The organism is Methanosarcina sp. 2.H.A.1B.4 (assembly GCF_000979385.1).
In the GTDB taxonomy this organism is placed as follows: domain Archaea; phylum Halobacteriota; class Methanosarcinia; order Methanosarcinales; family Methanosarcinaceae; genus Methanosarcina.
On record NZ_JJOV01000052.1, the window covers coordinates 52,647 to 65,740 of the forward strand.

Sequence of the window (13,094 nt, forward strand, 5' to 3'; positions counted from 1 at the left end):
TCCTAAAAAGAATTTTAACAAATAAGTAGAATCCATGACCCTTAAAAATCATCCTGAATCCTAAAACGTAATCCTAAATCCTAAAACGTAATCCAAAATCCGAAAATCTGAGGATGCAAAACTGAAATCGTCATAGGCCGTTACGGAAATCGATTCCCCACGGATAAAAAATAAAAAATAAGGGTTGACCTGAAGATAGAAAAGTCTTCAGACCAGTTCAGCCTTCACGATTTTCACTTCGGTTTTCGGGCGGTCCTGGCGGTCGACCTTTACCTTTCCCATGGCTTCGACAACATCCATGCCTTCTACAACCTTTCCGAAAACGGGATGATTTCTGTCAAGGTGGGTGTTATTTACAAGGTTAATGAAGAACTGGCTTCCGCCTGTGTTCGGGCCGGCATTTGCCATTGAAATCGTGCCCTTGTCGTTCCGGTTGTGTTTCGTAAACTCGTCCGGGATCTCATAGCCGGGTCCTCCCATGCCTGTTCCTGTCGGATCTCCGCCCTGGATCATGAATTTGTCAATTATCCTGTGGAAAATCACGCCGTCGTAGAAGCCCTTGTCCACAAGTTTTGCAAAGTTTCCTGCCGTAATCGGCATGTCTTCAAACAGTTCAAGAGTGATGTCACCCATAGTGGTGTGCAGAACCACTTTCTTTCCCTTCCATACAGCCATTTCTGTTCCTCTTCCGGTTTTTTAACCTGATTTAACCTTATTTTTATGTGTGCCTGTCTTTTTGTTGGCTTTTTGTGCATTGTATGCTCGCCTTACATGTAAATGCTTCGCCAGCAGAGTTGCGGCTCTGCAGTACGCTGTCCTTTTCGCTGCGCTCAAGAGGACTTACTTTACAAAGCTACAGCCTTTCATTTTCTTTTAGTTGCATTGTGCGGTCAATAGTTCTCAGTCCTTTTCGTTCTTCTCAGGTAGAAGAGAGTTCAGGACTTCGGGCATTTCAGGAGGCAAAAGTCAGTGAGGCAAAGTGTCTTAATTACTAATTATTGTTCTTGATTTGACATGCCCGAGTGCTCTATTGATTACGTATTTGAGGAAAATAGTTGAAAAGAAGAGTTTAAAGCCCGATAAAGACTATTCAAGTTGAATTAATATTGCCACAAAATTATAATATTGTTATTTGCAAATATATTAAGTTTTTGAACGAGATTGGAGGCTTTTCTTTTCTTATGGTGCAACTTGATTCTTTATTTTCTAAACTTTCCGTAGACTGTGGTTTAAATTTTATAAATCATAAAAAAAATTGTACAAACTCTTCATTATATTGTCTTTCGCGGGCTATTTACTTTCTTGATTATTTTATACAAATCCCTACGTTTTTATAGGCAGCTTAGCTTATTTTTTAATAGGGAAAACTAGGTAAAATTCCTGTAAGTTCTGTTAAGTTCTGTTAAGTTCTGTTAAGTTCTGTTAAGTTCTGTTAAGTTCTGTTAAGTTCTGTTAAGTTCCGTTACGTTCCGTTACGTTCCGTTACGTTCCGTTACGTTCCGTTACGTTCCGTTACGTTCCGATAAACGATAGTGGGGAAAGTTGTTATGGACAGATACCAGGTTTTTTGCCTGTGGGTAGCCGCAGGACTCTTCGTCACTCTATCTGTGCTTCCGGCTTCAGCAGAAACAACTTTTGAAGCTGGGCCAATTCTTGAAAATGAAAAAGAGGAACTAAATTTAACAGAATATTCAACGGCTTCAGATAACGAAACTGAAGTCGTTGAACAGGAATTGAGTCTGGGTCTCCGTTTTCTCGGATCCATGCTTCGCCTGCTTGACCTCAACCTGAACCTTATAAACGAAACTCTCAATGACCACTCTGCAGAATATCCTTTCCTGCAATCCACAATAGAGGGAACGTCCACAGGGATAGACGCGGTGGGCTCAACGATTATTTATGTGGAAGATCCTACTAACATGAGTAAAGCAAATTCCACTATGCATACCTTCGACGGTGCTATTGCGGACCTGAACGCAAGCCTTGTATACCCGCAGGACATGCTCGATGCTGCAAATGCGACCCTCGGACAGCCTGAAAACACAACTCCGATCCTTGAAGATCTTTTCCGGGTGACAAAGGCAATGGTTACGACTTATGACAACATCTGAGGCTGAATAAGGAAGAGGGGACGAGGGAACCTTTGAGGTTTTACGGATTTTTGTGATCCGGTCTCGGCTTATTCATTTTTACTTTTAAAAAGATACAGCCTTTCATTTTCTTTTAGTTGAACTGTACGTTCAACAGTTCTCAGTCCTTTTTGCTTTTATCAGGTAGGAGATAGTTCAGGACTTCGGGCATTTTTGGAGGCACAATTCCGAGAAATAAAATTTCTTAATTCCTGATTATTGTTCCTGAGTTAAGATGCCCGTACATTCTATTGATGGTGTATTTGAGATTGGTAATTAGAAATGAGAGTTTAAAGTCCGATAAAGATTATCCAAGTTCTATTATAATATCTCTATAATTATAAATATGCAGTTCCCAAATATATAAAGTTTTTGAGCGAGATTGGGGGCTTTTCTTTTCTTACGGTCTAACTTACAAATTTATTTTCTAAATATTCACCCTACAGTAGTTTAAATTTTATAAAACATGAAAAAATTTGTACAAACTCTTCACTATATTGTCCTTTTGCATGGCATTTACTTCCAAGATAATTTTATATAAATCATTATGTTTTTATAGGCAGTTTAGTATCCTTTTGAATAGGGGCGAAAATACGTTAAGTGCCGTTAAGTACTGTTAATTTCTGTTACGTACAGTTAAGTTCCGATCTACAACAGGGGGGAAATTGTTATAACCAGATTTCAGGTTTTTTGCCTGTGGATAGCAGCAGGACTCTTCATCACTCTATCTGTGCTTCCAGTTTCAGCAGAAATAAATTTTGACACTGGAACGATTCTTAAAAATGAATACGCGAAAATAAATCCGATAGATAACTCTACATCTTCATATAACGAAACTGAAGTCGTTGAACAGGAGCTGAGCCTGAGCCTCCGTTTTCTCGCATCAATGCTCCATCTTCTTGACCTCAACCTGGACCTTATACACGAAACTCTCAATGAACACTCTGCAGAATATCCTTTTCTGCAGCCCATAATAGAGGGAGCTGCTACGGGCATAGAAGCAGTGAACTCGGCTATTGTTGTCATGGAAACAAGCCCTGAGAACATGAGTGAGGCAAATTTCACTCTGAATACCTTCGATGGTGCTGTTGCAAACCTGAATGAAAGCCTCATATATCCGCAGGATATGATCGATGCTGCAAATGCAACCCTCGGGCAATCTGAAAGCACAACACCGCTACTTGAAGATCTGTTCGAAGTGACAAAGGCTATGGTTACGACTTATGACCAAATTTGAGACTGACTCTCGAAGAAGATACCTGTGAAATTTTAAGGGGTTTTGTGATCCCGAATTGCGATTCGGGAGCCCGCCGTCCTTTTCGCTGCGCTCAAGAGGACCAATTTATGGGTACAGAGATTTCCGTGCTTTCTGCGGTTTCCGTGGTTAGTGATATATTATTCAGGGGGACCTGAATAACCCCCTCACGTTTTTATTCCAGCAATCCGGCGCGGCTTGAGTCCAATGGCTTTTCGCGAAAAAAATGAAAACTTCAACCACACTTCCTTAAAAATAAATATAATAATTATACTGATTGTTTTAATGCTTGCGAGAAGAGCTTTAAAGGAGAGTTTTAAAGAAGAGCTTCAATCTTGAAAAGGTAAAACGGAATCGCAAGCTTTTTACTGGATTATTAATAAGAGATTGTCATATTATTCAATTCCAATTCGATTCTAACTCCGTCACCCCACACACAAAATTTTAGGACACAGTGTTCATTCTCACCAGAACAGGACCAAAAAACATGCCTTTAACCCTTAACGAATTAAACACTCACCTTTTCAAAGCCGCAGACATCCTGCGGGGCTCAATTGACAGTTCCGAATACAAGCACTACATTTTCGGAATGCTTTTTCTAAAAAGGCTCTCTGACCAGTTTGAGGAAAACGTCAGCCGGGTTGCAGAAGAACTGGTAAAAGATGGAATGCCTGAAGCCAAAGCAAAAGAGATAGCCTTATCCGACAAGGACGAGCACGGAGGAAGCTTTTTTGTCCCTCCCCGCGCCCGCTGGTCCGAACTTGAAAAGAAGTCCTCTGACATAGGTGAGGCTATAAACAAAGCCTTTGAAGCTCTGGAACACGAAAACAGCTCCCTTGAAGGCGTCCTGATCGCGATTGATTTTAACGACAAGGAGCGCATATCCGACGCCGTCCTCCAGAAGCTTATCACCCATTTCGGGAAATACAACCTGGCAAACCATTCCCTTGAAAACAAAGACATGCTGGGCAGGTCCTACGAATATCTGATCAAACACTTTGCAGACGATGCCGGAAAGAAAGGCGGGGAATTCTACACCCCTGAAGAAGTGGTCAGGCTCCTTGTAAAGCTGGTCAAGCCCGCCGAAAATATGCGCATCTGCGACCCCACATGCGGCTCAGGCGGCATGCTTATCGAATGTATCCACTATTTGCAGGAACACGGCAAAAACCAGGACAAAATCTCCCTTTTCGGCCAGGAAAAGAACCTCAACACCTGGGCCATCTGCAAGATGAATATGCTCCTGCATGACATCCTTGACGCGCGGATCGAGAAAGGCGACACGATGGCCGACCCCAAGCTGCTGGACAACGGCGAACTGATGGTTTTCGACCGCGTTTTAGCCAACCCGATGTGGAACCAGAAAGAGTGGTCAAGAGACTGGCTCGCCAAAGGTGACCCCTATTCCCGCGTGAAATACGCGCTCCCGTCCGCCTCTTCAGCCGACTGGATGTGGATTCAGCACATGACAGCGACCCTGAACTCGTCGGGTGTGCTTGGAATTGTGCTTGACAACGGAGTCCTCTTCCGCGGCGGGCAGGAGAAAGTCTCCCGCCAGGGCTATGTTGACGATGACCAGATCGAAGCTGTCCTAGCCCTCCCCCAGAACCTCTTCTATAACACAGGCAGCCCGGGCACGATTTTAATTTTCAACAAAAACAAGCGCCCGGAAAGAAAAGGCAAAATCCTGTTCATCGACGCCTCTTCCGAATATGAAGAAGGAAAAGCCCAGAACTTCCTGCGGGACATCAATGTTGAGAAGATCGTCTCGGCTTTCGACGGCTTTGCAGATATTGAAAAGTTCTGTGCCGTTGTCGGGAAAGAAAGCATTGTCGAAAACGATTACAACCTGAACGTTTCCCTTTATGTGGACACCTCCGAAGCCGAACCTGAAATTGATGTGACAGCGGTCAACGAAGAGTTAAAAGAGCTTATCAGGCAGAGGGATGGGTCTTACAGCGAAATGCAGGCTTATTTGAAGGAGCTGGGATACGATGAATGATAAATCTTTGGTTTTGGGGCTCACTTTTGAAATATTTAACTTGGTCACACAGTAAGTGCTCAATTGAGATGAATAACTATTCCGGGGCAACTGAGTAGCTTCCTCCGCCCGTTCTTGTCCCGCGCCTCGGCGCGGCTGGAACAAAATGACTACGAGAAGATAAAAACGAAAAAATTAGAAGCCCTGTAAAAGAAGAGTGTCAAAAAAGTAACAATTTAGACAATTAACTGCCGATTGATAAATTAAAAGGTAATAACAGCCAACTTTGTAATTTTTTAAATTCATCACGCACTGCGTGACGAATTAAAGATTAATAACAGTCAACTTAGTGAAGTTTTAAATTCGCCAAGCACTGACTGGCGAATTCAGATTTGAAGTGGAAAAGGGTTTTGTAAATGACTAAAAATGTTTCAGTTCCTGAAGGGTATAAGAAAACGGAATTGGGAATGATTCCGGAAGAGTGGGAAGTTATAAGCCTTAAAGAAATAACGGATTTCCATAAACAAGGATACTATACAAAAGAAAAGTATGTTGAAAATGGAGTAAAATTTCTTAGGATTACAGATATAGATAACCGAGGAAACATAAAGAATGAAACTATGCCCTCTCTAAATATCTCTAAAACAGATTATGAAAATTATAAACTAGAATCGGGAGATTTTGCCTTTGCCAGAAGTGGCGCAATTGGAAGAGTTGGCCTTGTGAGAAACAACGAAGAAGCCATTTTTGGATCATACATAATTAAGTTCAAATTTAACCAAGAGGTAACTGACAATGAATTCTTTATAAGGTATTTTAATGGAGATATATTTCGTAAAGAGTTATTTAAAATGATTCAAGGGGCTTCTAACCAAAATGTTAATGCTGAAAATATAAAGAGATGTAATATTATTCTTCCTACTTTAAAAGAACAACAAAAAATCGCCTCCATCCTCTCAAAAGTCGATGAACAAATCGAACAGACAGAGCAGATTATTGAGAAAACTGAATTCTTAAAAAAAGGTCTGATGCAGAAACTGCTTACAAAAGGCATAGGGCATACGAAGTTCAAGAAAACGGAGTTTGGAGAGATACCGGAAGAATGGGATGTTGGGAAACTATCTAAGATCTCTCAGGTTGTTATGGGCCAATCTCCTACTGGTGATACTTATAATACCACAGGAGAAGGGAAACCACTAATCAATGGGCCTTCAGAATTCAATGAACGCTATCCTACACCTGTAAAATGGACTTCAAAACCTACAAAAGTTTGTAACAGAGGGGATATTTTATTCTGTGTTCGAGGAAACACACTTGGGAGAATGAATTTTGCAGATCAGGAATACTGCATCGGCAGAGGTATTGCTGCGATTCGCGGATTAAAAAATCTTGGAGATACTAATTTTGTTCATATGCTCTTGACAAAAGAAGGAACTGAGCTATATAGACGTGCAAATGGTGAAGGTTCAACTTTCCCAAATATCAAAAGAGATCAATTAAACGAAATTAAAATAGCCGTCCCATCTCTTACTGAACAACAAAAAATCGCCTCTATCCTCTCAAAAGTTGATTCCCAGATCCAGGACAACCAGAACTACTTAACCAGACTTCAAGAACTTAAAAAAGGACTTATGCAGGATCTTCTAACAGGAAAAGTAAGAGTGTGCGTATAATGACAATTTCAAATTTTGGTCCTCTCGAGCGCAGCGAGAAGGACGCGTGCTCCCGACGCGCAATTCGGGCAGGAAAAGTCAGAGTGTGCGTATAATGACAGACGAATCCCAGCTCCAGATTGATGAATACACCCTTGTGGAAAAACCGGCTCTTGATTTATTTGATAAGCTGGGGTACAACTACATTGACGGGAAAAAGCTGAAAAAAGAGCCGCAGCAGTTCTTTTTGCCGGACATCCTGAAACGGAAGGTTCAGGAGATAAATCCCTGGCTTGATGAGGTCGGGCTGAATAAGGCGGTCAGGGAGATAACTGTTGTACAGGCGGCGTCGCTTGTTGAGGCTAATGAGTTGCTGTATTACAAGCTGGTCAATTATACCAGCTTCAAGCAGGACCTGGGATTCGGGAAAAAGTCGCAGACTGTCAAGTTTATTGATTTTGATGAGCCTGGGAAGAACGAGTTTACGGTTGTCAACCAGTTTTATGTTAAGAATAATGATTTTACGATCATTCCTGACCTTGTGGTTTTTGTAAACGGGATTCCGCTGGCTGTACTTGAGTGCAAAAGCCCGAATCTTCAGGAACCTATTGACGAGGCTATTTCCCAGCTTTTCGGGTACAGGGAGAAGAACGAGCAGTTCTTTTACCCGAACCAGCTCCTTGTTGCGCTTGCGCGGTACAGGGCGACTTATGCTTCCACTTTTTCGCCTGCAAAGTACTTCCTTGAGTGGAAAAAGCCTTATCCACTGAATGAGAGGGATCTTGCGGTTTTTATTGGAAAAGAAGGGCAGGAACTGCCTGCACAGGATATTCTGCTATACTCGCTTTTTTCAAAAGAGAATTTCCTGGACATTCTCAGGAGTTACATTGTTTTTGAAACCGAAAACAACGGTGTGAATAAAAAGCTCTGCCGGTACAACCAGTACATTGCAAGCAACAAAATTCTTGAACGGATTGCGGAGGGAAAAGGTGGAGTAATCTGGCATACGCAGGGGAGCGGAAAGTCGCTTACCATGACCTATACGGCTCTGAAAATCCGCAGGATTGAAAAAGTGCCGGGGACTTCGCTTGAAAATCCCTGCATCCTGATTGTAACGGATAGGAATGACCTTGATTCTCAGATCTCAGGCACGTTTAAGAATTGCAGCTTCCCGAATCCCGTACCTGTGGAAAGCGTAGAGCAGCTAAAAGATGAGCTGAAAACCCCCACTGGAAAGACTCTTTTTACCACGATCCAGAAATTTACCTCGAAAAACGGCGAGACTTACCCTGAACTGTCCCGCTCGGAAAACATCATTGTCTTTGCTGACGAAGCCCACCGGAGCCAGTACGGGAAAGCAGGATACGGGAAAACGGCTGCGAAGGAAAACAAAGAGGATGATAGGGTAAGCACCAGCCTGGGCTGGGCTCTGAATATGAGGACGGCAATCCCGAAAGCCTTATTCATCGGCTTTACCGGCACTCCCATTGATAAAAACGATAAATCCACGCGCAGGGAATTTGGAGATTATATTGACAGATACCTGCCGAAGCAGTCCATAGCTGACGGGGCAACCGTCCAGATCAAATATCAGGCAAGGCTTCCGAAAGTCCATATCCTGGGAAGCGAGCTTGATGTTGCTTTTGATTCGGAATTTGCTGATTACACCGACCTTGAGCAGGAAGCCATCAAGGAAAAAGCCGGAAAATACAAAACGATTGCCGAAGACGAGGACAGGATAAGGGTCATCTGCAAAGATATTCTCGAACACTACACAACTGCTGTCAGGCTCGAAGGCTTCAAGGCGCAGATCGTGACCCCATCAAGGGATGCAGCCGTGACCTACAAAAAGATCCTGGACGAACTCGGGGCTCCTGAATCGGAAATCATCATTTCCTCAAGCCCAAAAGATGACCCTCACGCCGAAATCCGGAAGTACTACAGGACAAAAGCTCAGCAGAGGCAGATAATTAAAAAGTTCCGGAAACCGTTTGACGAAGGGAATAAACTGGCTTTCCTGATTGTCTGCGACATGCTCTTAACCGGCTTTGATGCGCCAATCGAGCAGGTCATGTACCTTGACAAGCCGCTCCGGGAACACAATCTCATGCAGGCTGTTGCAAGGGTGAACCGCCCCTATACCGACAACAAAACCTACGGCCTGATTATCGACTACTGCGGGATTTCAAAGCGGCTCAAAGAAGCCCTTGACATCTTCAACGAAGGGGACATTGCAGGCTACCTTGAACACCTTCTGGATGATGTCCCGAAAGCCGAGCAGGCGGCAAACAAGGTAAAAAGGTTCTTTAAAGCCGTGCCCACAACCTATGATTCTGCTGAATACGTGGATAGGTGCGTGCTTGATGTCCTGAGCGCCGAAGATGCGCGGATCAGGTTTGAAAGGGCTTTCAAGGAATTTGTCGCCCTTGTAAACAACATCATCCCCAATCCCGAAGCAAACCGCTTCAGGCAGGACGTCTACCTCTACGGCAGGATCTACAACGCAATGCGGACAAACTACAGCATCAAAGCCCCGAGTGTGCTTGAAGCTGTCCCCAAAGCCAAGGTCCTGATCCACGAATACCTCGAATCAAACGGCATCAAGGTCTTCCATGAACCTGTTTCCATTTACTCCTCCGAGTTCAATGACATCGTCAACAAAAAGACCTCGGCAAAAGCAAAAGCAAGCCTTATCCAGCACAAGGTCAGGACCACGATCAGCAACCTTCTTAACACAAACCCTATTTACTACACTTCCCTCCGCGAAAAGCTCGAAAAACTGATTGCAGAGCACGAACAGGAGCTTATTTCCACCACAGATTTCCTGACCGAACTTGACAAAATCAAAGCCGAGCTTGATGTCGATGTTGTTGCAAGAAAACACGGCATGAGCAGGGAAGAGTTTGCAGTTTTCCAGATGGTCAGGGCTGCTTATATCCAGCTTCATGCCGGAGCCGAAAAAGCTTCCTTGCACCCTTCCATGCACCCTTCCATACACCTTATAGAAGAGGACGAGAAAAAGCTTGCAGGCGTTTCTCTCCCACTTTTTTCAGCCTTAACCGGGCTTGCAGTAATTGACTGGAGGCAAAAACCCGAACAGCAAAAGATAATGCTTAAAACGATCAAAAGGGAATTATATAAAATTGATTTTGACGTCGAAACGGCTGAAAGGGAAAGCCATAATCTCCTCAACCTTGCCAGGAACCTACTGTAAATGGGACCGAGAATAAAAGAATTAATGAGACAGAGATTGAAATAAAAAATGGAATCGAGAATGGAACAGATAAAGATAGGAAACACTCTCGTTGATTACCGCTTAATCTATTCTTCCCGACAGAAAACCATTGAGTTAGTAATTGATCTGGAATCAGGGTTTACAGTCAAAGCTCCGGGCAGCATGAGCAAAGAAGAGGTTGCCTTAAACCTTCGACGGAAAGCCAGCTGGATTATAATCAACCTCGATAAAATGAACGAGGTCATAAGAAACGAGACCCGGAAAGAATTCGTAAGCGGAGAAAAATTTCCGTACAAAGGCAAGCACTACAGGTTAAAAGTAGTACAGGTAAATGAAGAAATAGTTCCAACCCTGACCTTTACCCACAGCAAATTCATAGCTCATGTACCTGCAAGCGTCCCGGAATCTGACTATCCCCGAATCATACAGCCCTTGTTCATCAATTTTTACCACGAAAAAGCGGAGAAGGTTCTCAACCAGAGGGCCAGAATGTATTTGAAATACTTTGAAGAGAAACCGTCTCTTATCAAAGTTCAGCCCCTGAAAAACAAGTGGGGGAATTGCTCAAAGACAAACCAGCTCAGGTTCAACTGGCGGGTTGTTATGGCTAAAATGTCAATTATCGACTATGTGGTCGTCCACGAACTCTGCCACACAAAATATAAAGACCACTCAAAGGCTTTCTGGAACGAGGTACAGAAAATCCTGCCGGACTATGAAGAACGGAAAGAGTGGTTGAGGGTGCATGGGGATTTACTGAAGATATGAATTCCACTTGTAGTTGAAACTCATCATTTTAGGGCCTATCCGAAAAGTCAGATCCATGAAAAGTTGTAAAGATATTGTTTTATCCGATTATCTCGTATTGAAACAGGATAATTATGGGGAAGAATATTCACGAAATCAAGGAGATAAAGGGCTTTGCGCCCAGGTCTGTTGTGTACGCTGAAAAGATAAATGAGGATTTTGGCGAAGGGCTTGCAGGCTTTTATAAAGTTATATGGGCTGAGAGAGAAGACGGACTTTCCATTAAGCAGAAGCACCTGACGGTCTTTGCTATTGCCTGTTCCAACAACAACACAGACAGTGCAGTCAAAATCTTGCAAAAGCTTCATCAATTCGGAGCTACCAGAGCAGAGATAACTGACGCCATGATGATGGCTGCCTGGACCGGTGGGATTCAGAATTTCACGGATATTAGTTCAGTGATACTCAAAGAAATGGAGAAACATGGCTATTAACAGCCTATGGTAACAGTCAATAATGGAATAGTTAAGAGTTAGAATAGTATATAGTATCCGACTAGACGTTCTGGTTATTCATATTGCCATTTGTAAAGGTCAGTAGGTCACAGCACTTTTCGGATAGGCTCTTAGTGAATTTACCTTGTAACCCACCTTCCGCAGAAGTCCACAAAAATACCACCTATTTTTCCCAATATGGCAGTAGCTTAAAAACTAATTTCCCCTATAATGAAGGATAGTGGGCAAATCGGCAAATGAATTCTACATCTGTGTACATCTGCGGAATGTCTGTTGTAAAACTAAAATCCATTTGTTACAAACCATTTTTAAAGCATTGATAACACACAGGTTTCTCTTTAGAAGTGTCTGTCGGTTTGCCGCATTTATGACAATACTTTTCCTTATACTTTGGATTTCCAAATCTAGCCCATGAATTATAACAATCGCTACAAAACGGTTCATTTGGATTAGACCTTATTTTTTCCCCACAACGAATGCATGATCCAGAATCACTGATCAGGTCCTTTTTATAGTAGTTTGCAATTTCCCGGAGAAAAGCCGATCCATACCTCTCAAGTTTCTTTTGCCCCACTCCTGTAATACTTAAAAACTCGTTATCTTCAAATATGGGCTTATTATAACGACTTCCTTCGTCGCGTTTTTGATGATTTTTGTTAAATAATGGGTAGTTGCTTCGGTATCCAAAAATTCAGCCATTTACTTCTCCCAGTTACTTCGATTACATCACAACACTCAGTAAATTTAATTCATATGTTTACTTACAAACTTTTTTTATTTAATCTTATCTACAAACATAAATATAAATAAAACTAATATTATATAATTATTAAAATATTATCAAATCGATAACAGTTTATCCTCATCCAAAACCTTTTTATAACAAGTAAGGTATTAGTCATTATTGTACATAACTATACACCAGTGATTATATATGCACGACTCAATCCTCCACATCCTCAACACAACAAAGACCCGGATCCAGGCTTTTGGGGCCGACGTCCAGAAGGAAGACCCGCAGCCGCAGTTCCAGAAAAGGGACTTTATTGCAGCTGTAGCAGCTGTAAGAGCAGACGGGCGGGTGCCGGTAATTGCGGAAGTCAAGCCCGCATCCCCTGGAAAGAGCTTCAGGGATATACCCCCGGCAGTGGCTGCTGAGCTTGCATGGGAGATGGAGGAAGCCGGAGCTGTTGCAATTTCGGTCCTTACTGAACCAGGAGTGTTTCGGGGCTCACTTGAAAACCTGAACGCGGTCAGGAAAACAGTTTGTTTACCGGTTCTGAGGAAGGATTTCATTATTGACAGGCTGCAGCTTGAGGAAGCGGGAAGCGACCTCATACTCCTGATTGCAGGCATCCTGGGAAAAGAGCTGGATGCCTTTGTTGATCTTGCTCTTGAAAAGGGCTTTGAGCCGCTGGTTGAAGTTCACAACAGGGAAGAGCTTGAACTTGCGCTGGAAACCGGCACAAAGCTCATCGGGATTAATAACCGGAACTTTGAGACCCTTAAAATCGACCTGGCAACCACTGAAGAGCTTGCCCCACTCATCAGGGAATACGACCTGGATCACGGGACCAGCC

The 13,094-nt window shown here is 43.0% G+C and carries 9 protein-coding genes; 8 read left to right on the plus strand and 1 reads right to left on the minus strand.

All coding sequences use genetic code 11. From position 1 onward, the window contains the following. Nucleotides 1-207: 207 nt before the first annotated feature. A complete protein-coding gene (locus EO92_RS08335; protein WP_048135491.1) occupies nt 208-675 on the minus strand; it encodes a peptidylprolyl isomerase in 468 nt (155 codons plus the stop codon). A gap of 872 nt (nt 676-1,547) precedes the next feature. Here EO92_RS08335 and EO92_RS08340 point away from each other — a divergent pair. The 8 genes from EO92_RS08340 to EO92_RS08375 all read left to right on the plus strand — a co-directional run. Continuing rightward, the gene (locus EO92_RS08340) at nt 1,548-2,111 is read left to right on the plus strand and encodes a hypothetical protein (protein WP_048170800.1); all 564 of its coding nucleotides are present in this window, start codon (nt 1,548-1,550) and stop codon (nt 2,109-2,111) included. Nucleotides 2,112-2,859: 748 nt separating this feature from the next. Then, nucleotides 2,860-3,366: a hypothetical protein gene (locus tag EO92_RS08345; RefSeq protein ID WP_235283256.1), complete on the plus strand. Its 507-nt coding sequence runs from the start codon at nt 2,860-2,862 to the stop codon at nt 3,364-3,366. A gap of 505 nt (nt 3,367-3,871) precedes the next feature. Next, nucleotides 3,872-5,386, plus strand: coding sequence for a type I restriction-modification system subunit M (locus EO92_RS08350; protein WP_048170803.1), 1,515 nt, complete (start codon nt 3,872-3,874; stop codon nt 5,384-5,386). Nucleotides 5,387-5,781: 395 nt separating this feature from the next. Then, nucleotides 5,782-7,038, plus strand: a complete 1,257-nt coding sequence (locus EO92_RS16700; protein ID WP_052734312.1) for a restriction endonuclease subunit S — start codon at nt 5,782-5,784, stop codon at nt 7,036-7,038. Nucleotides 7,039-7,132: 94 nt separating this feature from the next. After that, on the plus strand, nt 7,133-10,231 hold the full coding sequence (locus tag EO92_RS08360) for a type I restriction endonuclease subunit R (RefSeq protein WP_052734313.1): 3,099 nt from the start codon (nt 7,133-7,135) through the stop codon (nt 10,229-10,231). 48 nt (nt 10,232-10,279) lie between these two features. Next, nucleotides 10,280-11,020, plus strand: coding sequence for a M48 family metallopeptidase (locus EO92_RS08365; RefSeq protein ID WP_082107986.1), 741 nt, complete (start codon nt 10,280-10,282; stop codon nt 11,018-11,020). 113 nt (nt 11,021-11,133) lie between these two features. Continuing rightward, nucleotides 11,134-11,493, plus strand: a complete 360-nt coding sequence (locus EO92_RS08370) for a carboxymuconolactone decarboxylase family protein (RefSeq protein ID WP_048170809.1) — start codon at nt 11,134-11,136, stop codon at nt 11,491-11,493. Between the two features lie 955 nt (nt 11,494-12,448). Further along, the coding region (locus EO92_RS08375) for an indole-3-glycerol-phosphate synthase (protein ID WP_048170811.1) at nt 12,449-13,094 on the plus strand (646 nt) is incomplete at its 3' end.